The 24,025-nt window shown below is 61.9% G+C and carries 22 protein-coding genes and 1 pseudogene; 7 read left to right on the forward strand and 16 right to left on the reverse strand.

The genetic code is table 11. The features are described from left to right. Positions 1–2 precede the first annotated feature (2 nt). The 4 genes from narJ to trmB form a co-directional block, all read right to left on the reverse strand. Complete coding sequence (narJ, locus tag RY113_RS06290; protein WP_110105195.1) at positions 3–623, reverse strand: nitrate reductase molybdenum cofactor assembly chaperone; 621 nt, start codon at positions 621–623, stop codon at positions 3–5. Then, the gene (narH, locus tag RY113_RS06295) at positions 620–2,350 is read right to left on the reverse strand and encodes a nitrate reductase subunit beta (RefSeq protein WP_315913909.1); all 1,731 of its coding nucleotides are present in this window, start codon (positions 2,348–2,350) and stop codon (positions 620–622) included. The genes narJ and narH overlap by 4 nt, the downstream gene beginning before the upstream one ends. Next, entirely contained in the window at positions 2,350–6,063 is a 3,714-nt protein-coding gene (locus tag RY113_RS06300; protein WP_315913910.1) for a nitrate reductase subunit alpha, read from the reverse strand. The genes narH and RY113_RS06300 overlap by 1 nt, the downstream gene beginning before the upstream one ends. Before the next feature lie 348 nt (positions 6,064–6,411). Further along, positions 6,412–7,353: a tRNA (guanosine(46)-N7)-methyltransferase TrmB gene (gene trmB, locus RY113_RS06305; RefSeq protein WP_315913911.1), complete on the reverse strand. Its 942-nt coding sequence runs from the start codon at positions 7,351–7,353 to the stop codon at positions 6,412–6,414. Between the two features lie 327 nt (positions 7,354–7,680). Between trmB and RY113_RS06310 the strand changes: the two genes are divergently transcribed. Next, positions 7,681–9,351, forward strand: coding sequence for a DEAD/DEAH box helicase (locus tag RY113_RS06310; RefSeq protein WP_315913912.1), 1,671 nt, complete (start codon positions 7,681–7,683; stop codon positions 9,349–9,351). 118 nt (positions 9,352–9,469) lie between these two features. Here the strand turns inward: RY113_RS06310 and RY113_RS06315 are convergent, their stop codons facing one another. From RY113_RS06315 to RY113_RS06330, 4 genes are all read right to left on the reverse strand, one after another. Next, positions 9,470–10,603: a cation:proton antiporter gene (locus tag RY113_RS06315; protein ID WP_315913913.1), complete on the reverse strand. Its 1,134-nt coding sequence runs from the start codon at positions 10,601–10,603 to the stop codon at positions 9,470–9,472. 178 nt (positions 10,604–10,781) lie between these two features. After that, complete coding sequence (locus tag RY113_RS06320) at positions 10,782–11,387, reverse strand: HutD family protein (protein WP_315913914.1); 606 nt, start codon at positions 11,385–11,387, stop codon at positions 10,782–10,784. Further along, on the reverse strand, positions 11,387–11,623 hold the full coding sequence (locus RY113_RS06325; RefSeq protein WP_110105189.1) for a hypothetical protein: 237 nt from the start codon (positions 11,621–11,623) through the stop codon (positions 11,387–11,389). The genes RY113_RS06320 and RY113_RS06325 overlap by 1 nt, the downstream gene beginning before the upstream one ends. A gap of 53 nt (positions 11,624–11,676) precedes the next feature. Continuing rightward, positions 11,677–12,078 carry a YccF domain-containing protein gene (locus RY113_RS06330; RefSeq protein ID WP_315913915.1) on the reverse strand — a complete coding sequence of 134 codons (402 nt, stop codon included), beginning with the start codon at positions 12,076–12,078 and terminating at the stop codon, positions 11,677–11,679. A gap of 248 nt (positions 12,079–12,326) precedes the next feature. Here RY113_RS06330 and RY113_RS06335 point away from each other — a divergent pair, with 248 nt between their 5' ends. Further along, positions 12,327–12,905, forward strand: coding sequence for a hypothetical protein (locus RY113_RS06335; protein WP_110105188.1), 579 nt, complete (start codon positions 12,327–12,329; stop codon positions 12,903–12,905). A gap of 6 nt (positions 12,906–12,911) precedes the next feature. Next, positions 12,912–13,433, forward strand: a complete 522-nt coding sequence (locus RY113_RS06340; RefSeq protein WP_315913916.1) for a hypothetical protein — start codon at positions 12,912–12,914, stop codon at positions 13,431–13,433. Positions 13,434–13,540: 107 nt separating this feature from the next. Here RY113_RS06340 and RY113_RS06345 read toward each other — a convergent pair whose 3' ends face one another. The 5 genes from RY113_RS06345 to RY113_RS06365 all read right to left on the reverse strand — a co-directional run bounded on the left by RY113_RS06345 (position 13,541) and on the right by RY113_RS06365 (position 17,895). Further along, positions 13,541–15,214, reverse strand: coding sequence for a sialidase family protein (locus RY113_RS06345; RefSeq protein ID WP_315913917.1), 1,674 nt, complete (start codon positions 15,212–15,214; stop codon positions 13,541–13,543). A gap of 327 nt (positions 15,215–15,541) precedes the next feature. Next, the gene (locus tag RY113_RS06350) at positions 15,542–16,201 is read right to left on the reverse strand and encodes a pentapeptide repeat-containing protein (protein WP_315913918.1); all 660 of its coding nucleotides are present in this window, start codon (positions 16,199–16,201) and stop codon (positions 15,542–15,544) included. Between the two features lie 47 nt (positions 16,202–16,248). Continuing rightward, complete coding sequence (locus RY113_RS06355) at positions 16,249–16,566, reverse strand: hypothetical protein (RefSeq protein ID WP_315913919.1); 318 nt, start codon at positions 16,564–16,566, stop codon at positions 16,249–16,251. Positions 16,567–16,570: 4 nt separating this feature from the next. Next, complete coding sequence (locus RY113_RS06360; RefSeq protein ID WP_110105184.1) at positions 16,571–16,996, reverse strand: ASCH domain-containing protein; 426 nt, start codon at positions 16,994–16,996, stop codon at positions 16,571–16,573. Then, a complete protein-coding gene (locus RY113_RS06365) occupies positions 16,993–17,895 on the reverse strand; it encodes a DUF4031 domain-containing protein (RefSeq protein ID WP_110105183.1) in 903 nt (300 codons plus the stop codon). Before RY113_RS06365 ends, RY113_RS06360 begins: the two co-directional genes overlap by 4 nt. Before the next feature lie 87 nt (positions 17,896–17,982). Here RY113_RS06365 and RY113_RS06370 point away from each other — a divergent pair, with 87 nt between their 5' ends. The 3 genes from RY113_RS06370 to RY113_RS06380 all read left to right on the forward strand — a co-directional run bounded on the left by RY113_RS06370 (position 17,983) and on the right by RY113_RS06380 (position 19,820). Next, complete coding sequence (locus RY113_RS06370; RefSeq protein WP_315913920.1) at positions 17,983–18,672, forward strand: ubiquinone/menaquinone biosynthesis methyltransferase; 690 nt, start codon at positions 17,983–17,985, stop codon at positions 18,670–18,672. 80 nt (positions 18,673–18,752) lie between these two features. Next, a complete protein-coding gene (locus tag RY113_RS06375; protein WP_315913921.1) occupies positions 18,753–19,172 on the forward strand; it encodes a GNAT family N-acetyltransferase in 420 nt (139 codons plus the stop codon). Between the two features lie 24 nt (positions 19,173–19,196). Continuing rightward, complete coding sequence (locus tag RY113_RS06380; RefSeq protein ID WP_315913922.1) at positions 19,197–19,820, forward strand: maleylpyruvate isomerase family mycothiol-dependent enzyme; 624 nt, start codon at positions 19,197–19,199, stop codon at positions 19,818–19,820. A gap of 83 nt (positions 19,821–19,903) precedes the next feature. Here RY113_RS06380 and RY113_RS06385 read toward each other — a convergent pair. The 3 genes and pseudogenes from RY113_RS06385 to RY113_RS06395 all read right to left on the reverse strand — a co-directional run. After that, positions 19,904–20,206 (reverse strand): annotated as a pseudogene (locus RY113_RS06385) (GNAT family N-acetyltransferase); the annotation flags it as partial. An 18-nt stretch (positions 20,207–20,224) separates the two neighbouring features. Beyond that, positions 20,225–20,392, reverse strand: a complete 168-nt coding sequence (locus RY113_RS06390) for a hypothetical protein (RefSeq protein WP_245932064.1) — start codon at positions 20,390–20,392, stop codon at positions 20,225–20,227. A 23-nt stretch (positions 20,393–20,415) separates the two neighbouring features. Further along, positions 20,416–21,186 (reverse strand): MerR family transcriptional regulator, encoded by a 771-nt coding sequence (locus RY113_RS06395; RefSeq protein WP_315913923.1) that lies wholly within the window; start codon positions 21,184–21,186, stop codon positions 20,416–20,418. A 150-nt stretch (positions 21,187–21,336) separates the two neighbouring features. On the opposite strand from RY113_RS06395, the gene clpB reads away from it, so the two are divergent. Then, positions 21,337–23,952 carry an ATP-dependent chaperone ClpB gene (gene clpB, locus RY113_RS06400; RefSeq protein WP_315913924.1) on the forward strand — a complete coding sequence of 872 codons (2,616 nt, stop codon included), beginning with the start codon at positions 21,337–21,339 and terminating at the stop codon, positions 23,950–23,952. Positions 23,953–24,025: the final 73 nt, after the last annotated feature.

The raw sequence follows: 24,025 nt of genomic DNA on the forward strand, positions 1-24,025 counted from the left end.
GCTTATGCCCCTTTCATGGGCAGCAGCCGGGGGTCGTAAGGGTCCAGACCCACGGATTCGGTGGGCGGGCCGAAGCCAGCCATCCGCATGACGGCTTGTTCATCTGCCGGGGAGGCCCCGGGCAGCGTGTTGCAAACGGCTTGCACAATCTCGGTGTGCGCCAAGTCATCACGCAGCAGCCCAAATTTGATCAGCTCAAGGCTGGGCCGGTACTGCTGCAACAATTCTTTACCTGTGGCCATGTCAACGGTTGCCGCGAATTCAAGCACCATGGGCAAAAAGTCGGGCAATTCTCCGCGCGTGTTCACCAAGGTGTCGGAACCGCGGTACACCTTCTTGAACGCCCCGAGGACCTCGCCGCGGCGGCGGGTATCGCCGTCGGTCCAGTAGGAGAGGTGCAGGGCGTGGCGCTTGCCGAGATCGAACTCTGCGACGTACTGGCTCTGCAGCGCCATCAAATCATTGTCTTGGAAGGAATCAAGCACCACGGCGAACGGGGCCAGGGCTCCGGGGAACTCGCCGAGTGCGGCCCGCATGAGCGGAACCCGTTCCAGCAACAGCTCATCCGGGTAGGACAGGCACCACGCCGCAGCCAGGAACGTCACCTGATCTTTGCGGCTCATGAACCGCCACCGCCTTCGATTGCGCTCTCGAGGTCGCCCTCACGCTCATCGCGGTCCGGCTCGGTGGGGTGATGCTGGGGGAACAGTCCGGCAGGTGCACCGTTGCCATCCCAGTTGAGCAGGTTCACACGCCCACGGAGGGTGTCTGCCCCCGCGACGGAGTCGGAGGTTTGGCGGTCTCGCAACGCATTGAACGTTTCCACGGCAACCGGGGTGGGGCGTCCGCTTGCTTCGCCGAACGGGGAGTCTCCCATGGCGCCCATGCCGGGTCCGCCGTCGAAGTCCAGGGAGCACCCCATTTCCTCCAGGTCATGTGCCTGCTCGGCGTGTGCCTTCGGGATCACATAGCGTTCCTCATACTTGGCGATCGCCATCAGCCGGTACATCTCATACATTGTTTCCCCGTCCATGCCCACCGAGGCAGGAATGGATTCATCGGGATCGTTACCCAGAGAAATACCGCGCATGTAGGCTCGCATGGCGGCCAGCTTGCGCAGCACACCCGTGACAAGCTCCGTGTCCCCGGCGGTGAACAGCTCCGCCAGGTACTCCACCGGGATACGCAAGGCGTCAATGGCGCCGAACAACACACCCGAATCCTCCGCGTCGTGGCCCTGATCGCGGAGCAGGTCAACCACGGGGGAGAGCGGCGGGATGTACCAAACCATGGGCATGGTGCGGTATTCCGGGTGCAATGGAAGAGCCAGCTTGTATACCTTGGTCAGCGCATACACGGGAGACTTCTGGGCAGCATCGATCCAGTCTTCCTGGATGCCCTGCTCCCGGGCGGCCTTGATGACGGCGGGATCGTTGGGATCCAGCAGCACATCCATCTGCGCCTGGTACAAATCCTGCGGGTCGGTGACCGAGGCAGCAGCGGTGACGGCATCGGCGTCGTACAGGAACAGTCCCAAGTACCGCAGCCGGCCAACGCAGGTTTCAGAGCAGACGGTGGGCAGGCCCACCTCGATGCGCGGGTAGCAGAACGTACACTTCTCGGCCTTGCCGGTCTTGTGGTTGAAGTAGATCTTCTTGTACGGGCAGCCTGTCATGCACTGGCGCCAGCCGCGGCACTGGTCCTGATCAACCAGAACAATGCCGTCCTCCACGCGCTTGTAAATGGCGCCGGACGGGCATGAAGCCATGCAGGAGGGGTTCAGGCAGTGCTCGCAAATGCGGGGCAGGTAGAACATGAACGTCTGCTCGAACTCGAACTTGATCTTGTCCTCGGACTCGCGGCGCACCTTCTCCACGATCGGGTCCAGGTGACCCATTTCCTCGGTGCCGCCCAGATCGTCATCCCAGTTGGCGCTCCATGTGATCTTGGTGTCCTTGCCGGTGATCAGGGACTTGGGCCGTGCCACGGGGAAGTCATCGCCCAAGGGGGCGTCAACGAGGGTTTTGTAGTCGTACGTCCAGGGCTCGTAGTAGTCCTTGAGCTCGGGCTGGATGGGGTTGGCGAAGAGGCCAAACAGCTTCTTTACACGCCCACCGGCCTTGAGCTTGAGGCGGCCGCGCTTGTTCAGCTCCCAGCCGCCCTTCCACTTTTCCTGATCCTCGTAGCGGCGTGGGTAGCCTTGTCCGGGGCGGGTTTCTACGTTGTTGAACCAGACGTATTCCACCCCTGCCCGGTTGGTCCATGCCTGCTTGCACGTGACGGAGCACGTGTGGCAGCCAATGCACTTGTCCAAGTTCATGACCATGCCCATTTGAGCCATTACACGCATTAGTACTGCACCTCCTGGGAACGGCGACGAATAGTGGAAACGTTGTCTCGCTGGTTACCTGTTGGGCCAAGATAGTTGAACGCGTAGGTCTGTTGCCCGTAGGCGCCAATCAGGTGAGACGGCTTGACCAACAGCCGGGTCAGAGAGTTGTGGATGCCGCCGCGCCGGCCGGTGGCCTCGGACTTGGGCACATCGATAGTGCGTTCCTGGGCATGGTAGACGTACACCACACCCTCTGGCATGCGGTGGCTAACCACGGCGCGGGCCACGAACACACCGTTCATGTTCACCGCCTCCACCCAGTCGTTGTCCATGACCTTGATGGACTTGGCATCCTGCGGACTCATCCACACCGTGGGACCGCCACGGGAAAGCGAGAGCATGAGCAGGTTGTCCTGGTACTCGGAGTGAATGGACCACTTGGAGTGCGGGGTGAGGTAGCGCACCACCACCTCCTTCTCCCCGTTGGGGCCGAACTTCGGCTCCCCAAACAAACGCTGCATATCCAGCGGTGGGCGGTAGATCGGCAAGGCCTCGCCAATATCGATCATCCAGTCGTGATCCAGGAAGAAGTGCATGCGCCCGGTGAGCGTATGGAAGGGCTTGAGCCGTTCGATGTTTTGGGTGAACGGTGAGTAGCGCCGCCCGCCCGTCTCCGAGCCCGACCATTCCGGGGACGTGATGACAGGAACCGGCCCGGCCTGGGTCATGGCGAAGGAAATGTGTTTTTCTTCGCTGCCCTCGGCCAGATCCGCCAGCTTCACACCCGTGCGCTTCTCCAACTCTTTGAAGCCCGCAACGGCGAGTTGGCCGTTGCAGGTGCCGGAGAACGTCAGGATGGCCTCAGCCATTTTCGCGTCCGTGTCAATGGCCGGGCGCCCGTGTGCGTAGCCGCCCATCATGACCCCGTTGGCTTTGGCCAGGTGATCCAGGGCTTTGTCCAGCTTGTAGTTGACGTCCTTGACCGTGAAGCCGAGCTTGTCTGCCAGAGGTCCAACGGCGGCCAGCTTGTGGGCGATGGCCGTGTAGTCGCGCTCCACAATAGTGAAGTTGGGCATGTTCGCCCCCGGTACGCCGTCGATACCGTCTTCGCGCCAGTCGCTGACCACCCCGCCTGGCTGGGCGATCTGGCCCACGGTGTCGTGGATCATGGGCACGGTCACCAGGTCCTTGCGGGTGCCCAAGTGCTTTGCCGCCTGCCGGGAGAATTCCTCGGCGAGGAGGTGGAACATCTCAAAGTCGGTTTTGGTTTCCCACGGCGGATCGATGGCCGGGGTGAATGCGTGCACAAACGGGTGCATGTCAGTGGAGGAGAGATCGTGCTTCTCGTACCAGGTGGCCGCCGGGAAAACGACGTCGGAAAGCAGCGTGGTGCTTGTCATGCGGAAGTCCGCGGACATCAAGAAGTCCAGCTTTCCTTCAGGACCCTTCTCATGCCACTTGACAGTTTTTGGCTTCAGCGAGGCCTCACTGTCCTGACCCATCACGTTATTGTGCGTGCCGAGCAAATTGCGCAGGAAGTACTCGTTGCCCTTGGCGGAGGAGCCAAACAGGTTTGAGCGCCACAGGATCAGCGTGCGGGGCCAGTTTTCGGGGGCGTCGATGTCCTCGATGGCCAGATCCAGTGCCCGGCTCTTGAGCGACTGCGCCACCCACGTCTTTTCATCGGGTGCCTCACCGGCGGCGACCGCCGCGATGGCTTGATCGGCGATATCCAGCGGGTTTTTGTCAAAGAACGGGTAGAACGGCATCCAGCCAAGCCGGGCGGACTGCGCCAGGGCGTCAGCCGTGTGCATGCCGTCCAGGCTGCCCGTGGACAGGGGCGATTTCAGCGCATCGGCCGAGTACCCGTCCTGGCGCCACTGGTCGGTGTGCATGTACCAATAGCCGGTGCCGATCATTGTCCGCGGCGGGCGCGACCAGTCAAGAGCGTTGGCAAGAGACACCCACCCGGTGAGCGGACGAGTCTTTTCCTGGCCCACATAATGGGCCCAGCCGCCGCCATTGCGACCCATGCAGCCGGTCAACATGACAAGGGCCAAAATGGCACGGTACGTGGTGTCGCCGTGGAACCACTGGCAGATACCGGCGCCCATGATGATCATGGAGCGGCCCTTGGATTGCTCGGCGTTGCGGGCAAATTCGCGGGCTATGCGGATACAGGCCTGGGCGGGGACCGAGGTGATCTCCTCCTGCCACGCCGGGGTGTAGGGGGTGGATGTGTCGTTGTAGTCCTTGGCCCAGTCGCCGGGAAGGCCTGGGCGGCCCACACCGTACTGCGCCAGCATTAGGTCATAGACGGTGGTGACAAGGTGCCCGCCCACCACAGTGGTGGGGACGCCGCGCCGCAACACGGAACCTGCCCCGCCCGGATCCTCAAAGCACGGCAGAAGGACTTCTGCGGACTCCGTGGAGACTTCCTCCAGGCTCAAGGCCGGTTCGATGCCGGTCAAGTCAAGGTTCCACTTGCCCTCACCGGTCTTGGAATAGCGGTGGCCCAGGGTTCCGTTGGGGATGATGGCCGTGCCGGAGACCTTGTCAAAGAGCATCGTCTTGAACGCGGCGTCCTCTTCGAGCTCATTGCCGGGGACGAAGGCGGCGGTGAGGAACTTCCCGGCGTTGTACGTCCCGTCGTGGTTCTTCTCCAAGCGCACCAGGAAGGGAAGGTCGGTAAACTGGCGCACGTAGTCCTGGAAGAACGGGACCTGACGGTCCACGAAGAACTCCTTGAGCGTCACGTGGCCCATGCCCATGGCGAGGGCGGCGTCGGTGCCCGCCTGGGCCGGGAGCCATTCGTCGGCGAACTTGGTGTTGTCCGCGTAATCGGGGCTGATGGCGATGACCTTCGTGCCGCGGTAGCGGACCTCAGTCATCCAGTGCGCATCAGGGGTGCGGGTGACGGGGACGTTGGAGCCCCACATCATCAAGTACGTGGCATCCCACCAGTCCCCGGACTCCGGGACGTCCGTCTGATCGCCAAAGACCTGCGGGCTGGCGACGGGAAGATCGGCGTACCAGTCGTAGAAGGACGTCATGACCCCGCCCACGAGCTGGACAAAACGGGTGCCGATGGTGTGGCTGACCATGGACATGGCCGGGATTGGGGAGAAGCCGGAGCAACGGTCCGGACCGTAGTTCTTGATGGTGTTCACGTGTGCGGCGGCGGCAATTTCCAGGGCCTCAGCCCACGAGGTGCGAACCAGACCGCCCTTGCCACGGGCGTTTTGGTACTTTTTGCGTTTTTCCGGGTCCCCGGCAACCTCCGCGAAGGCCAGGACGGGGTCCTTCAAACGGGACTTGGCCTCACGGTACATATCTACCAGCACGCCGCGGGCATACGGGAAGCGGACCCGGGTGGGGGAATAGGTGTACCAGGAGAACGCTGCGCCGCGGGGGCAACCGCGGGGCTCATACTCGGGGCTGTCCGGGCCCACGCTGGGGTAATCGGTCTGCTGGGACTCCCATGTGATGATGCCGTCCTTGACGTAAACCTTCCATGAGCAGGAGCCCGTGCAGTTCACGCCGTGCGTGGAGCGCACCACCTTGTCATGGCTCCACCGGTCCCGGTAGAAGATGTCACCGGCCCGGCCGCCCTCCCGGAACACGGCGCGGGAATCAGCGCTCTCGTCCCACTTGGTGAAAAAGCGGCCCAGTTTTAACATCGCGTCCGACGCCGGTCCATCGACCCCAGCGACAATTGGTTCAGCAGTCATGAGCTCACCATATGTGGCTTAGAAGAGGTTTTCTACAGCCCTTGGAATAGTCAACGTTAGGGTGTGCTAATTCTGATCTAATTCTTGCCTAATTCATGCGACTTTAACTCGCGGAAGAGGAATCTGGCCCCTTTGGGTCATTAAAAATGACGCCCACTTGTGTAATTATGACGCCCGTTCTGTATGTGCCCGGGTGGGGTGCTAAGGGGCGCCACTGTGCCAGCTGCGCCGTTATAGAAGCCCGGCGGGCGCATACGTTAAACAAAAAAAGCGGGGTGGTCCGCTGCATGAAGCAGTGGACCACCCCTTAGCCCGGATGGCGCAGTGGCCAGGACGGTGCCGGTGGTGTTAGTTCCGGCGGAAGGTGAGATCGAAGATGACTCGCCCAGCCTTATGCGCCTTGCTCTCAAAGCTGGTCAGGATGCGCCCGTCAAAGCGGGGGGCCCAACCGCCCACTAGGTCCAGGTCCTGGCTTTGCTCGCAATCAACTCCGCTGCGCCGCGCCTCGGTGAGGGGGCTGTGCGCACCGGTGCGCTCGCCGTCGTGCAGGTTGCTGAAGTCAGGGGAGGCAATGCCCACCTGAAGCATCTGCTCTGCATAGGCCGACCAGTCTGTGGCCAGGCGCCAGAAGCCACCTTCCGTCAGGACTCGAGCCACGAGCGGGGCGAAGGTGTCCTTGACCATGCGGCGCTTGTTGTGCTTGGTCTTGTGCCAGGGGTCTGGGAAGAACACCCATACTTCGCTGACGGAACCCGCCGGGAGCATGGAGCTGAGAACTTCCGGCGCATTCGCCTGGACCACACGGACGTTTTCCAGCCCGTTGGCAACAATCTTTTGGATGGTCTGAGCCAGCCCGGGCGTGTAGACCTCCACCGCCAAAAAATCCTTGTCAGGGTTTTCCTTGGCGGCGTGGATCACGGCATCGCCTAGGCCGGAGCCAATTTCAACAACAAGAGGGGCTATGCGGCCAAACTCCGCCTGGGCGTCAAAAACGTAATCGGGATGCACCGATGTGTCAGAGATGTGGCGGGGAACGTCCACGGCCAAGGTATCGGAGTGGTCATCCCAGGCCTGCTGGCGGCGTCCCTGCAAACGCGTACCGCGGCGCACAAAAGAGACGGGCTGGGAGCGGTAGGTGCCTTCTGCGGCTTGGCTGCCCGGGGTAATTGGCCGTGCCGAACCGTCTTCGGTACGCGGGGCCCGCTGCTGGTCACTGGCGCAGGGGCCGGTGAGAGAGGCATCGGGGGCGGATGCGGGCAGTTCGGGGCTGGAAGCTGGGATTTCACTCATCACCATTAAGGGTACCGGGATTTTTTGTGGCGACTTCGTGAAATGGGCCGTATCCCGGGGTTGATGGGGCGGTGTTCTATGCATGGGGCAGGCTCGCCGATGGTGAGATGCGGCACTTTGGGGGTGTCCGGCGTCGTGCCGCTGATAGTATGAACATACTTAATGTGCTTCAAGCGCATTCTGCGTCGATGAACGCATGCATCTAGTCCCGCAATGGGGTTGCCTTGAGGCAGCCGCGGTTGACTCGCTCTGGCATTGAATCGGCGAACCCGCGGTCAAAACTGATTGTGGGACGTTGAACCGCCTTACGAAAGATTCTCTCTTTACATGACAACTTTTGCTGCCCTTGGTGCGCCCAAGGAAATCGTTGCTTCACTCGCCGCTCAGGGCATTGAAGAAGCATTCCCCATTCAGGTCAAGACTCTCCCAGATACTCTGGCAGGACGTGACGTGCTGGGCCGCGGCCGCACCGGCTCCGGCAAGACCATTGCCTTCGCTATCCCGCTCGTTGCCCGTTTGGCCGAGCGTGAAGCCCCTTACTTCCGCAAGCCGGGCCGTCCCATGGGCCTGGTTCTTGCACCGACCCGCGAGCTGGCCACCCAGCTGAACAACACCATCGAGCCCCTCGCCAAGGCCATGGGCCTGAACACCACCGTCATTTACGGCGGCGTCTCACAGGCTCGCCAGGAAAAGGCGCTGCGCGCCGGTGTTGACATTGTCATCGCCTGCCCGGGCCGCCTTGAAGACCTCATGAAGCAGCGCATCGTGTCGCTGGAAAGCGTTGAGATCACCGTCCTGGACGAGGCCGATCACATGGCTGACCTCGGCTTCTTGCCAGTTGTGAAGCGCCTGCTGGACACCACTCCCACGCAGGGCCAGCGCATGCTGTTCTCCGCCACCTTGGATAACGGCGTGGACAAGATTGTCCAGCGCTACCTCTCCAACCAGCTCACCCACTCGGTGGACGAGGCCAAGGCCGCCGTTTCCACCATGGAACACCACGTCCTGGTGGTCAACGATCAGACCGTCAAGAGGCAGGTCATTGTTGAATTGGCATCCGGCGCCGGCCGCCGTATTCTCTTCATGCGCACCAAACACCACGCCCGCAAGCTTGCCAAGACGCTGACCGACGCCGGTATCCCCGCCGTTGACCTGCACGGAAACCTTTCGCAGAATGCTCGCGATAGGAACCTTGCCGAATTCTCCACTGGAGACGTTCGCGTCCTGGTTGCCACCGACGTTGCCGCCCGCGGCGTGCACGTTGATGACATTGAATTGGTCATCCACGTTGACCCGCCCACAGAGCACAAGGCATACCTGCACCGTTCAGGCCGTACCGCCCGTGCCGGGTCCGACGGCGTTGTTGTCACCTTGACGCTTCCCGAGCAGCAGGGCGACGTCAAGAAGCTCATGCGTGCAGCAGGCGTTGACGTGAACTTTGAGCGCGTCACCACGTCATCTCCCGTCATTGCCACTTTGGTAGGCGACGTTGCGGACAAGATCGATCCCCGCACCCGTGCGGCTCTCCTAGCCTCGAAGCGGCCTGCCCAGGGCGGCGGCACCTCAACCGGTGCAAACGCTCAGCGTAAGCGCGCCCGTACCGGAGCTGCCCCCACCGCTGGTGGACGTGGCGGCCGAGGCGGCCGTGGACGCGTTTCCGCCGACTCCAACGAGCGCGGCGCTGCTACGGGCAACCGCGGCGAACGCCGCGAAGGTGTTCAGCAGGGCGCACGCGCGGCCGGTTCAGGCCGCCCGGCCCGCGACGGCGACGTGGCACGCGGACGCCGCGCACCTCAGGGCGGCTCACGCGAAGGCGCCGGCTCACGCGAAGGCGCCGGTGCACGCAGCGGATCCAGCGTTGCCTGGTCCTCCAATACGGGTGGCACCTCCGGTGGCAGCTACAACGCCAACGGCGGCGACAAGTCCCGCCCGGCACGCTCCGCTGGCGGAGCCCGCCGTGCCTCGGCACCTGCCTCAAACCAGCGTCGCGGCCACTAGCCTTTACACGAAACCGACCCGCAGTAGTGGTCGAAGAATCCCGGAAATTCTGGGGATTTTTCGACCACTACTGCGGGTCGGTTTTATTTAACGGCGGCGAGCTTTGGGCCGCTGGAATTTAAGCCGTCGGTTTTCGGGAAACAAAGCGGCTCCCCGCCACTGTCGCCGCGGCCATGGTGACGAGGGCGCCTAGGACAAGCGCCGCGGGTTCACCAGGGGACAACAGGTTCTGCTGGATGCCAATCGTGGCGGCCGCAACGGGCACGCCCAGCTGCGATGCTGACAAAACCGCCAGCGGCAGCGGCTGACCCAGGAGGCGGGTCAGTGCGTGGACAGCGATGGCGCCAAGCCCCAGTGCCAGCCCAAGCAGCACCATGGGCGGATGGGCGGCGAGCTCGTTAAGGTTCAACGATGCGCCCAGCCACAGGAAAAATACCGGCCCCAGGAACCCCTCAGTGAGGGCAAAGAGCTGCCGCGCCAGTCTCCGGGGCTCTCCCACTCCCGCAACGGCAAGGCCAAACGCGAACCCAGCGAGCATGATGGAGACGTGTCCCCACACTGCCAGCCCCGCCAGCGCGAACAGAATGATGAGCTGGATGCGCAGCTCCAACGCGAACTTGCGGCGCTCGGACACCTTGTGGAAGCGCAGGCGGAGACCCTTTTGGTCAGCTTGGCGGAGAATGAGAAATACGACGGCGGCACCCGCCAACACCGCCAGCGAACCGAGTGCGGCCCGCCCCGCGGTTGACGGGTTCAGTGCGAGCGGCAGGGCCACAATCGCAAGGGTGTCGGCTAAGGCCACCTGCGCCGTCATGGCCAGCACGGAGGGACCGGACAACCCCAGCGAACCGATGATTGGCAGCACCAGGGCTGCGGAGGATGAGGTCAGCAGCACAGCATAAAGCGGGGCATGGCCGTTGCCGAAGACGGCTGCAAGCCCGATGCCCACGGCGGCCGCGGCCACCGCCACCACCACGAGAGCCACGGCACCGCTGCCAAGCGCCGACCGAATTTGTTTGTCTCGGATGGGCACGTGGGAACCGGCCACAAACATGATCAACGCAAATCCTATGTCGGCAAGGAAGGTGAAAGTGGAATCGCTCGGAACCACAAGGTTCAGGCCCGTTCGGCCTATAAGAATGCCGGCAAGCAGCTCACCGATGACCACAGGGATGTGCCATTTTCGCGGCAAGGCCAACAGTGGTCCCAGCAAGGCCACCGCACAGATCATGGCCAGAAGGGGCAATGTCATGGCAGGGCCTGGCAGGTGGCGCGCAAAAATCGCGGGTTCATGTGCTTATTGTGCACGGCAGGCGGGTTTTTGCCCATGGGCCGCCCCGGCCGAGATCAGGACAAGCATTGATCATACCGAGACCGGAGGTGTCAGGGTTGAGTGGGGCAATGAACCCGAACAGTTTTAGCGGCTGGTGCTAGCTTGCCGGGTCGATGCTCAGCACGGCCAGGAAGCCGCGGCCGGAAATCTCCGGGGCATCCTCGGAGCCAACCACGGTGTCGAACTTGCCCAGCGCCTCGGTGACGGGCGCAGGGGTGGAGGCTTCGGCGTCGTCCGAGGCAGGCTGGGAATTTGTGGAACCGGGGGAAACCGTGGCCGAACCCTGCAACAGCACCGCAAACTGGTCTGCGAAGACGGGATGCGGGCGCTTCTTGGACAACTCGATGATGGCCGCATAGCCCTTGAACGCGCCGCGGCGGGTCATGAGGTTCAGATCCTTCAGCGCGCCCGTGGGCAGTGTGGCGGACGTGTCAGCGTCGCCGGAAAAGCGGAAGGGGCGGAATTTTTCCAGAGCCTGCTCAACGCCGTCCACGCTTAGCGCGATGAGCTCACCTTCCACAACGGTGATGATCCGGTCAATGCCGGGCAGCGGCGAAAACGGGCCAGCCTTGGATACCTCGGCCAAACTCAGGCGCCAATCCCACTCTGCGCCGGTGCCGGCGCCTGCCGCGATTTGCCGGGTGATTCCGCCGCCATTGGCCCACGGGGCAGCCTTGAGGGAGGCGTAGCGAATGATCTCCACTATTTTTCGTCCACGCTTTTCTCGCTGTACACGTGCAAGCGTTTGAGGTTTGACGGGCGGCGGCGGAGCTTGCGTTTGTAGTACGACCAGCCGCCCGTAATGGCCAAGGACACGGCGAACGCCAGCACGATCTTCAGGGGCAGCCCAAAACGGGCAAAGGTGAGGACCAGGATCATGGCCGCAAAACTGGCGAAATTGACCAGAATATCTAGCCAGTCGCTTTTCTTAGTGCTCATGGCACCAGCTTACGCGGCTGTACGTTGTCCCAGTGTGCAAGGCTCGTAACCCGCTACCGGTAGGTGCTAACAAAGGGGCGATTGGTGGGAACAATCTCCTTCCCCAACGGCATGAGGGACACCGGGATCATTTTCAGGTTCGCGATGGCCAGAGGGATGCCGATGATGGTGATGGCCATGGTGAACGCCGTGGTGACGTGGCCGATCACAATCCAGATGCCGGCAACAACAATCCAGATGACATTGCCCAGAGTGCTTGCCACGCCGGGCCCGCCTGGTTTGTCCACCACCATGCGGCCAAAGGGCCACAGTGCGTACCCGGCAATGCGGAACGAGGCAATGCCCCAGGGGATGGTGATAATGAGGATGCAGCACACAATGCCTGCCAAAAAATAGCTCAGTGCTAGGAAGAAACCGCCACATACTAGCCAAATGACATTCAAGATTGTCTTCATCACACCATTGTGCACTGAGCCACTGACAAACACATCAGGGATGTCCCTGTGCTTCCACCTGAATCTGGCTGCTGGTGTCCGGGTTCGCAGCCTGGTTGTGGGGTAGTTGGGGCAAAATTTTCGCTGCTGGAGCAGACGGTTGGAAAGATGGAAAGCACCCGGATGGAAGCCGGGATAGACACCGCGGCCGGTGCTACGCTGATTTCTAGGAGCACTCACCCTTCAAGCGTCAGGAGAACGGACAGTTCATGGACCTCGGCACAGTTTTTTTGATCCTCATGCTGGTGATCATCGCCATTGTCCTAGGTGTGGCCATCACTATAGGGGTGTTGATCTCTCGCGGCGTGGTGGGCTTGGTCAAAATTGGCAAGCCAAAATATGAGTCGGCAAAACGCGGCGCATTAAAGGCCCGGGCCGAATCCAGCACTGGACCCGTTGCCGCCATCCTGAAACAGAGGGTGGCCCTCGCGGAATCACTTGATGCCACCCAGCGTTCCCTCGCCGTGGCGCAGTCGAGCGGGCAGTACACGGGCAATCTTGAGTCCATTTTCAACACACTCCAGCAGACCGGCACCGTCATGGAGCATCAGCTTCTTGTAGCCCAGCGCGAGCCCGATCCCGCAGTCCAAGCGTTGTATGCGAAAACGCTGGCGGGCCAGGTTGAACAGATTACGCTGACGGCCAAGGGTGTCCGGAACGCTCTGGCCAGTGCCGCCGCCCCAGCCGGAAGCGCGGACTTGGGCGACCTCACCCGAACCCTGGAAATTGAAGCCACCATGCTGGCAAACTGGTCCAAAACGTACACCGATCTTGGCCCGGAACAGTAACAATTCATGAGTATTGTTTCCCGGATCAGGGCACTCTTTGGCCACAAGAGTTCCCCCCAGAAGCTCTGGCCCGGTGCCTCTGCCAGTGACTGCGCTCGTGACTCATCCGGTGCACAGCTCAGCGTGACGGAGGCCCAACTCAAACAGCAGGCCGCCGTGCAAAAGATGCGTCGCGGCGTCGCAGATGTTTCCGTCAGCAGACAGCGGCTGGACCTCCAGCGGGCGGATCTTCAAAAGGCTCTGGACGCACTCACCGCCCAGGCGGAGAGATCCAGGCTCGCCGGCGATGAAGGAGCGGCGCAAACCGCACTGGGCAGGCACCACATCATGGGTGAGCAGATGGCTGATCTCATCTCTCAACGGGATGCTCTCGCGGAACAAGAGACCATGCTGATAGCGGCACTCACCCAGTTGCAGGCCCGGGTTTCCGGCTTCAACGTCACGGCGGAAACACTCAAAGCAGCCCACACCTCCGCAGACGCCCACCAGTCCATCGCCAAAGCGTTGCGGGACTTTGACGAGAACTAACCTTCAACCAGACTGCATGTTGCTCATGCACACGGTTTGCTGCGAATGGCGTGCCACTTCAAGTGCTGCGCGTCATTTGGGCCCAAACGGTGTGCAGAAGCTGCGTCTTAGTGCTCGGTGACATCTCCTGACACCATGTCAAAGGTGAAGCTGTGCAGTGCCCCGGACGTGGCCACACCCGCATCGACACCCATGCTGAACACCAGCGTCAACGAACTGGTGGCAATGTCCGCATCGCTTACCGTGTAATTACTGCTGAACCCGAGCGTGACTCCGGGTTCCAGAGGCTGCCACCCCATAATCGAGGCGTTGCCAGAAGGCCCGCCGTCAAGGAATACGGCCACTGCGGGGGCAGCCACGGTGCCCGTATTATGAATTCGGCCGGCAAAGGCCAGCACATCTCCAGCCTTGTATCCGGGCACCACTGCACCATAATTGAGGTCCTGGGATTCCCGATTGGAGAGGACCTGAGGGGCGTCCTCGGAATAACCCTGGCCCACTTCCTTCCAGGCGGCCGGATCCCAGTCCCCGTCGGTCTGGGACAGTACAAAGCTCTCACCAACACTTTCCCACCGGGCTGGGCGGGCGGGCGTGATGGAGCGCAACACCACATCAAGGGCAATGCCGCGCGAGACGGCGGTGCCAGTGGTGTGCGTCAGGGTAGCGGCGGGGGAGGCGAGCAAGTCCTGGGGATCGATGCTGGTGAACACAATTTCCTGGTAGCCCTGCCGTTCATACAGGACACCAATCCGGCCATCGGGCAGCCGCGCAGCCGTGGAGTATTGCGAGCTTCCACCGCATAGTTCGAGAGCGAATGGCCAGCTTGCGCCGTTGTCTTGCGAAAGTTTCAGGAGGGTATTGCGGCGCAGGAGCGGGTCATGGTTGTGGGTGGCAATTAGCCAGTTACTGGTCTCAGCGCAGGCCAACTGTGAGACGTTGGGCAGGCCGTCAAAACGGGCCACGGAACCGTTGTCGCTGGGGTCAGGTAGTTCCGGGTGGGGACGTGCCGGCGTCCAGCTTTGGCCGCCATCGGAGGAGGATGCGGTGAGCCGGTGCGGGGTGGCGCGCGAATGCATCAACAAGGTGCCGTCGGCCAGGCACACGGCCTTGTTCTCATTGCCGCCAGCAATGTATTCGCCCAGCGTCCAGCTCTCGCCATGATCGTCACTGTAGGCGCTGGCGGCCTTGATGCTGCCCTCGTGTAGGAGTACGAACTGCTGAATCAGGCGGCCGGCGAAGGGGCCTGTGTGGATTTGAATCCCGGCACCTGCTGCGGCAAAGAGTCCAGTGACGCCGCTGCCCTTGAGCATGGCGGTGAGGCGGCGGTGTTGCCAGGTGGCGCCGTCGTCGTCGGAAAAACTGAGATCTGCGTGTTGAATGGCGTCCGGGTTATCCAGCCCCGGCGCGGCCTCGAAAAAGCCAGCGTGCGTGCCGGCTGCATGGAAGCAGAAAATGCGGCCGGTTTCCACGTCCACGAGCAGGCTCGGATCGCCGTAGCCATCAAGTCCGGTTCCGGTGCGAATGGTTTGCTGTGGTCCCCATGTGGCGCCGTTGTCTGTGCTGCGCCGGATCAACAGGTCTATTGGGTTGGGTAGATCATCCAGATTGGGCCGGCCGTCATAGGCGGCGAGGAGGGTGCCGCGGGGGGAGAGAGCCAGGGCCGGAATGCGGTACTGGCGGTGGCCACCAACGCCCCGGCGGGCCAAGACAACCTCGGCTGTGACGGTTTCTCGTAGGTCATGTTCCGTCAGCTCCGCTGCTGAGGTAGGACGTGGCATCATGAAGTCAGTCTAGCGTTTTCCGCCGTAAACCGGCAGTTTTGTGAGCCATCACCGGAAGTTGCGCTCAGGGGATCAATGGCCTAGATCCAGCCCTGCTGCTATGCCTTCTCAGCGGCTTTATGGCTTCGGCATTGAGTTTGAGCATGGCTGCGGACAAGCAATTGTGGACCGTTCCCTGTGCGGGCAACGCTGTGCGCCGGCAATGAGCAGCCGGATCCGGTGGTCCCGTTGCCAGCTCGTTGTCTAGGGAAGTTTGGCGGTACTTGGTGTCGAGGAGGCGTTCGGCCAGCTCGGACTTCAGCGCAATGACCTGAAGATGATGACCACTTAGGCGAGCGTGATGCCCAGATGCGCTGCGAAGAGGGGAGCCAGCAGCCCCAGCTGGTAGTCGTCTATCACCACGCCGGCCATGGAACCAATGCCGTGGAGGGTACGGAACTCCGTGCTGCGTAGATCAAGATCCTTCAGCGTGGCCTGTTGGAGATCCAAGGTGCCGATCCGGCAGTTCTTCAGGGACATGCGGGTCACCGTGGCGCCACCTAAATCCAGTTCACCGATGATGGCATCGCTGATCTGCAGGTCAACGATCTTCGATGCGCGCAGGTTCAGGAAGTCGATCTTTCCTCCGTCGATCCGCACTGACTGCCAGCTGCTGTCATAGAGCTCGGCCGAACCCCACCGCGGCGAGGTGACATTGGTGTCCCGCCAGCTGGTGCGCGGGCCCTTCATGACCGGGGCAAAGCTGTCATTGAGTGCCGTGCCACGGAAGCGTACACCGCGCATCTCGGTGTTGTTCATGGTGGGGCCGTTGAGCTCACAGTCAATGAAATCTGTGGACGTCAGGTTTGCCTCGTCAAAGCCGGGACGGTCAAAACGTTCTCCGTCATAGCTCTCTCCAGGGCCAAAGAAGGCATCCTCATTCTCCACGAGATCGTGCAGGTCAAGGGAAGTGAGCCGGGGTGCCTGGGGTGTGTTCTTCGAAGCCATGCTCTTAGGCTATCCGGCTGCGGCGGTCTTCGAATTCCGCTACTGCCTCACTCGTCGAAGCGGATGGACAGCCTGGACCGGTAGGTGCCGCCAGGGTTGTTCATGGGGTTCGCCGGTGGCGGGATCACGGCCCGAATACCGTCCCCGGCAGGGGTGGCCGCCCTTGCTCTGAAGCAGAAGCCGTCCTGGTCCGCGGCCTCCCACTCAAAGAGGACCTCCTGTCCGGGACTCAGCGAGAGAAAGCCCGGCGCCTGAAGCCTGACGTCGGCGAAGCTGACCCAGCAACCGCCGGGGGTAACGGGCGAGTCAATGACTCCCCACCCCTCCTCGTCATTCCAGCTGCGGACTGTGCCTGTGGTTACCATGGCGTCAGGGTAGCCGCGAAATGACCGTGAAGCGTTGGAGTACCAGTATGGTGTCATCATTCACCGTGAATTCCGGGTCCTGCATGGCCTGACGCATGTCCGCGGAATGCCAAAACTCCTCATGGCCGGCACGCCACTGGGCCACCGTGGTGAAACCTTCGCCCTCATCTACGGCGTGCGCCAGGTCCACTTCGGCCAGCCGGGCCTGGCGGACTTCCGTCATTTCAATGATGGCAACACCCTTCCCTGCCGAGTCAACCACCACCTCCTGCAGCCCCACGGACGGCAGTTCCTCCTGCTCAATTTCATACTCAATGAGTGTGGCCGTGGTGGATGTCTTGGATCCGTCAAGAACGGCTGCCACAAGCTGGTCCCGCAGCGGGCCCGGGAATGCGAATTCGCAGATGGGCAGGGAACTGAAATCTGTCATGGGGTACTGGATTCCTTCTTCTCGGATATTATTTGATTCAGGTGCGCTAATTCCATGGAGAGATTCCCCTGGGCCTGTTCTGCCCATAATTCCCTGCCCTTTGCCGTTCTGAACAGTGGGTCAAGGGTTAGCAGTTGGAGCACGACGGCGGCCCTCCCCTTTGTGAATTCTTCGTCCGGGACGTGGGTATAATCCCTGCGAACGCCCGCAACGTAGCGGTTGTAGTGCTCGGAGGCTGCGCCCAAAATGGACAGGTCGGCATCGCACAGGAGTGCGCCGGCGTCGTCTCCGGGTGCGGGGGAGTGCGTGGCGGTCAGTCGCACGAGTCGAGCTACCTCAGCCACGTCGGTGTCCGGCAAAACGCCTTCAAGGCACGCCTGTGCCAAAATAGCAGAGCCTTCCTCATCGGTGGCGCTGCCGTTGTAGACGGCGTCGTGGAACCAGGCCGCAAGGGCCACCGTCCGGAGGACGCGGCGTTCGGTCAGCAGCTCCAAGGCCTCCAAAACCGCCAGCAGGTGGGTGGCGGAATGGTAGCTGCGGTGGGGTTCATTCCAGCGGCCCAGCAGCTCAACACCCAAGTTCGCCTGCCCCGGCATGAGCGCCTGCCAGCGGCGTTCGAGCACAGAAGCGACGGACTTGACCCGGTATTTCGCCTTGATGCGCAGACCGGACGCGGCCAGGGTCCGTGCCAGTTCTTTTCCGGAGAGCGGTGTGGCCCCAGCCTCCACGAGAGCGTTGTAAAGCCGCTCCGGGACATCGTAATGGTCCAGGTCAAAGGCTCGCTCGCTCACGCCGTTGGCGGCGGCAAAGGTGTGGAGCTCCGCCACGGACGTGTCTGAGATCAGGTGAGAGAACACTGTTCCGTGTGCCGGCCAGTAGGGCGGATCGATGAAGATCATGGACTCAGCTTATGCCGGTGACGTGAACTGCAGCCGCCCCACATAGACTTTCCTTTAGTCCAATAATTCAAGTGAAGACCGGCGGCTATGCGAAACGAAGACTCCAGCGTCCAGGCGACATTCAATAACATCGCGCGGCGTTATGACCTCATGAACAAGCTCATGACACTGGGTTCGCACCGGCGCTGGTGCCGTGAGGTGGCCATTTACGCCACCGGCCGCGGCGGGCAAAGATTCCTGGACCTGGCCACGGGAACAGGCGTCATTGCCCGGGCCGTGCTCGCGCAGAGTCCTGATAGCACCGTTGTGGGTGCTGATTTTTCCGAATCCATGCTCAATGTTGCCCGTGCAGGGGAGGGCAATGAAGGCATCGAATGGCAGTTTGCTGACGCCCATGAGCTCCCCTTTGAGGATGCCGAGTTCGACGGCGTCACCCACGGTTACCTGCTCCGGAACGTGAGCGATCTGGACCGGGTCCTGAACGAGCAGTTCCGTGTTCTGAAGCCTGGCGGCGTTGTCGTCGCGCTGGAATCCTCGCCTCCTGCCGGCATTCTTGCCCCGTTCATTCGCACCGGCATGCGCGTTGTCATCCCCACGCTCGGCACCGTCATTGGGCGCGACCGTGAGGCCTACCAATATCTTGTTGACTCAACCTTGGGTTTTTTGACTCCCGAGGCGCTGAAACTGCGCTTCGAGCAGGCCGGCTTCACCGATGTTGCCGTGAAACCGAAATTTATGGGCACCAACATGATTTGGACGGCACGCAAGCCCCGCTAAGAGCCGCCCGGTCCCGCCATAGCGCGTGAGCGCTTATGGCGAAAACGTCTTAAAGAATGGGAGCCAAGAACATGGACCCGATGAGCACAGTTGAATGGGTGGCAGGGCCGCCTGCCCTCGAGGATTACCTGGCCCAGCGCAAGGATGCTGGACTCTCACAAAAGACGCCCGAGCAAGGTGCCGCTGCACTGACCGGCAGCTGGTTCTTCTGCCATATTCGGGAAAGGGCCACCAGCCGGGCCGTGGCCATGGGCCGCGTCATTGGCGACGGCGGCTGGTACTTCCATATCGCTGACATGGCCACACTGCCTGAATTTCAAGGGCAGGGACTGGGCTGCCAAGTCATCGATGCGCTGGTCGCACACATTCGTGCGCACGCTCCGGAAGACCCGTACATCACGTTGATTGCGGACCCGCCGGGCAGGCGCCTGTATGAGCAGGTAGGCTTCACCGAAATCAATCCCTCCCGCGGCATGGAACTGCCCTGGGTCCGGAACTGAGAACCCGCGAAAGGTTGCGCCAGTATGAATCTTGAGGAAAACCCGGAGCGTGCGGCCCAGTTGTGCCGTACGGCGCAACAGCGCTTGATGCTTCGAGTGTCAGGGCTAGGTGACGGGGACGTACGGGCCCCGAGCCAGCTGCCAGGCTGGACCGTGGGTCATGTTCTGACCCATCTGGCCCGCAACGCAGACGCCCACGCGCGGCGCCTGGCCGGTTCACTGGCCGGTCTGGACGTGCCGAAGTATGAAAACGGACCCGAGCAGCGCAGTAGCGAGATTGCAGCTGGCGCCGTGCGCCCGGCGGTGGAGATACTTGCTGACCTCAAAACCAGCATGGCGAACTTGGAGGACGTCTTCTCCCAATGTTCCGCGGCGGGCTGGCCCAATGTGCACCTGCGCGGTGGAGGACACTACGGGGCAGCGGCCTGCCCCGCCCACAGGCTCCGTGAAGTGGAGATGCACCACGTCGATCTTGGACGGGGGTATACGCCGGCGGACTGGCCTGATGAATACGTTGACTGGGACCTGCAGGTTGTGCTTGACACCGCCTCCGGACGGCTTGGCTCCGCCAACAACCGTCGTGCATTCATGGCGTGGCTGGCCGGGCGCGGCCCTATGGATCCGCAGGCGCAGTTGGACCCCTGGTAGGGGATCCTGTTGCACGGGAGAGCAACTGGCTAAATGAGGATGTCTTCCCAATCAAACCCGGTCACGGTGCCGCTCTCCCAGTCTTATCGCAGGATGGCGTAGGCGATGGAGGCAACATGGCCGCCGCTGTTTGTAGGCCACGCCAGTCTGTAGTGCGCTTCCTTGAGGAAGTCTGCTCGGATGAAGGTTTTCCGCATTGCGATGTTGTCTTCGCGGGTTTGTCCCTCGAATCGCACTGTCTCCGGCATGGACGTGAAAACAAGTTTGCACAGTGCGCGAAGGACTGCCAGCCCAAGGCCCTTGCCTCGTTGCGATTCGTCAAGGCGGAGATCAAAGAGGGGTGCAGCTCCCTCTTTAAGATCTTCCAGTGCAACCATGCCGACTTGCTCGCCGTTATTCGTGACCTAATACCCTTGGGTGTCGGGGTTCCAAAATCGGCCCTTTTCAATGCTGGCGCGAATGGAAGCAGCTTCCGGTGTGGCTTGAACATGGAAAGGGAAGTGATTGCCCGCCAGGAAACGGACCACCTCGTCGGTGTCGGAGGGTGTCATTGCGGTGAACTCGATGGGCATGGTCCGAGCCTAGCGCCTGGCGTTCAGCCCTGAAACTCCCGCTCCACATACGCCGTCAGGGCATCCCGCACAAATGCCGCCCCTTCTGCCCCGCCGTAGTTTGCTACGAAACGTTCATCGGCAACGTACATCTCCGCCAACCCCAGCACATAACCGCGAACATCGGCAGCCGAGGCAGCCTTTGCCGCCGGCGTGCCGGGAACTGAACTCAACCACTCAACGTGGCGCCGTGCCAGCTCCTGCGCCGCGTCAGATTCCGGCGAAACGCCGCTGGAGAAAGCAGTAATCCAGTCGTGGTTCAACGCCGCCACCTGCTCCTTCCATCCCACCTGACCTGCGGCATCCTGCGCCCGCCACCACGCGTCGGAGCTGGCGTACGCCTCCTTGCCCCAGCGCTGCTCCACCTCGTCCCTGTACTGGGTGTGGTCAAAGCCGTCAAACATGTCCTGTGCCATGATCGCCTCTCCTTGTTCCTCTGCTGTAATGGTTTTTTCGACGGAAACTATCAACCGTGCCACCCGTTTCTGCTCGGTGCGCAGCCACGCCACATGGGAGCGCAACGCTGCAGCGGGCGAGGTTTCCTGCTCGAGCACCGCGGCAATTGCCGGCAGACCCAGTCCCAGTTCGCGCAGCAGCAAGATGCGCTGGAGCCGCCCCAGGGCGCCCTGGTCGTAGTGCCGGTACCCGTTGGCAGCAATCCGGCTCGGCGGCAGCAGTCCAATGGCATCGTAGTGGCGCAGCGTGCGGCTCGTGACACCTGTTAGGACGGCCAGTTCCTGAATTGAAAGTTCCATAGAATCCACTGTAGAGGTTGACGCAGCGTCAAGGTCAAGAGCAATTTCGCCCATGGGAAAACCAGTGGAATAACTTCCACAAGAAACAAGTTGAGCGTAGTAGACTCAACTTTACGAGCAGTGAGTTACCAACCGATGAAAGGACCCCTCTTGGACGCCAAATTCACCACAAAGAGCCAGGAGGCTCTTTCCTCCGCCGCCATGAACGCCTCTACTGCCGGGAACCCGGCGGTAGAGCCCGCTCACCTACTGAAGGCCCTCATGGACCAGCGCCAAGGCGTTGCCGTTGCGCTCCTGAAGGCCGCCGGGGTAGACCCGGATGAGGTCAGTGTCGGTGCCAGCGCCGCCATTCGCACCCTCCCGTCGTCGTCCGGGACCTCCGTGGCGCAGGCTCAGCTCAGCCGCAACACCTTGATCGCAGTCCAGGGCGCACAGCAGGCCGCCGAACGCATGGGGGACAGCTACGTCTCCACCGAGCATCTGCTGTTGGGTTTGGCGGACGACGCCGGAGCGACGGGAAGTGCCCTGCGCCAAGCCGGTGCCACCCGGGCCGCGCTCGACGCCGCGCTGCCTTCCGTGCGCGGCGACGGTAAGGTCACCACGCCTGATCCGGAGAATACCTTCGAGGCGCTGGCGAAGTTCGGCGTTGACATGACAGCCATTGCCCGGACCGGCAAGCTTGACCCGGTGATTGGCCGTGATGCTGAGATCCGCCGAGTCATTCAGGTGCTGAGCCGGCGCACCAAGAACAACCCCGTGCTCATTGGCGAACCCGGCGTGGGCAAGACCGCGGTAGTGGAGGGCCTGGCCCAGCGCATGGTGGCAGGAGATGTGCCGGAATCGCTGCGCGGGAAGACACTGATTAGCCTTGATTTGTCCGCCATGGTGGCCGGAGCCAAATATCGCGGCGAGTTCGAGGAGCGTCTGAAAGCAGTTCTGGAGGAAATTAAGGCCTCCGACGGTCAGATTGTGACGTTCATCGATGAGATTCATACCGTGGTCGGTGCAGGTGCCTCTGAAGGCGCCATGGATGCTGGCAATATGCTCAAGCCCATGCTGGCCCGCGGGGAATTGCGTCTGATCGGCGCCACCACACTGGATGAATACCGCCAAAACATTGAGAAGGATCCGGCTCTGGAACGCCGCTTTGCACAGGTGTACGTTGGCGAGCCCAGCGTTGAGGACACCATCGGCATCCTGCGCGGACTCAAGGAACGCTATGAGGCACACCATAAGGTGGCCATCGCCGACTCCGCCCTCGTGGCAGCGGCAAACCTGTCCAACCGCTACATCAGTGGCCGCCAACTGCCTGATAAAGCCATTGATCTCATGGATGAGGCTGCGTCCCGGCTGCGCATGGAGATTGATTCGGCGCCGGAAGAGATTGACCAGCTGCGCCGCGCCGTGGACCGGCTGACCATGGAAGAGCTCGCGTTGTCCGGGGAGACTGACCCGGCTTCCATTGAGCGCCTGGAAGCCCTGCGGGCTGACATGGCGGATAAGAAGGAGGAGCTCAGCGGTTTGAACGCGCGGTGGGAGGCTGAAAAAGCTGGTCTGAACCGCGTGGGTGATTTGAAGGCGAAGCTTGATGAGCTGCGTTCCGTGGCGGACAAGGCCCAGCGCGATGGCGACCTCGAGCAGGCATCACGCATTCTGTACGGTGAAATTCCGGCGCTGCAGCGTGAGTTGGAGGCGGCCGCCGCTGAAGAGGAGTCCGCTGACAAGGCAGAGTTGATGGTGGCCGAGGAGGTTACGGCAGACGATATTGCCGAGGTCATTTCCGCCTGGACAGGTATCCCCGCCGGGCGCATGTTGCAGGGCGAAAGCCAGAAGCTGCTGCAGATGGAACAGGTCCTGGGCTCACGCCTGATCGGCCAGAGCGCTGCCGTGACCGCCGTGTCCGACGCCGTCCGCCGCGCCCGTGCCGGCATCAACGACCCCGACCGGCCCACTGGTTCCTTCTTGTTCCTGGGCCCCACGGGCGTGGGTAAGACGGAGCTGGCGAAGTCGCTGGCCGACTTCCTCTTTGACGACGAGCGCGCCATGATCCGCATCGACATGTCTGAGTACTCGGAGAAGCACTCCGTCTCACGTCTGGTGGGTGCCCCTCCCGGATACGTGGGATACGACGAGGGCGGGCAGCTGACGGAGGCCGTGCGCCGTCGCCCGTACTCAGTGGTGTTGTTGGATGAGGTGGAGAAGGCTCACCCGGAAGTCTTTGACATCCTGCTACAGGTGTTCGACGACGGCCGGCTCACCGACGGTCAGGGCCGCACGGTGGACTTCCGCAATGTCATCATTGTGCTGACGTCCAACCTTGGCTCGCAGTTCCTGGTGGATCAGACTCTGAGCGATGACGAGAAGCACAGGGCGGTGATGAGCATTGTGGAGGCCTCATTCAAGCCCGAGTTCCTAAACCGCCTCGATGAGATTGTGATGTTTGATGCGCTCACTGTGGAGGAGCTCTCGCGAATTGTTGAGTTGCAGGTGCAGGCGTTGTCCGCTCGCCTGTCCGAACGGCGTCTGAGCCTGGAGGTTACGGATGCCGCGAAGGCATGGCTGGCGCTGACAGGCTACGACCCCGCCTATGGTGCCAGGCCGCTGCGCCGTCTTGTGCAGCGCCAGATCGGGGACCGGTTGGCGAAGGAGATCCTGGCTGGCTCCATCGTCGACGGCGACACCGTCCTGGTGGATACTGCTGCTGACTTCGACGAACTGGGCATGGGCTCGTCTGCGGGAGCTGGCCTGACGCTGCGCCGGAAATAGCCAGAGCCGTCCCGCTGGTTGAGTCTGTAACCCGCTGGTTGAGATTGACGAAACCAGGTTTCGTCAATCTCAA

It is taken from the genome of Arthrobacter sp. lap29 (assembly GCF_032458965.1).
Classification (GTDB): domain Bacteria; phylum Actinomycetota; class Actinomycetes; order Actinomycetales; family Micrococcaceae; genus Specibacter; species Specibacter psychrochitiniphilus.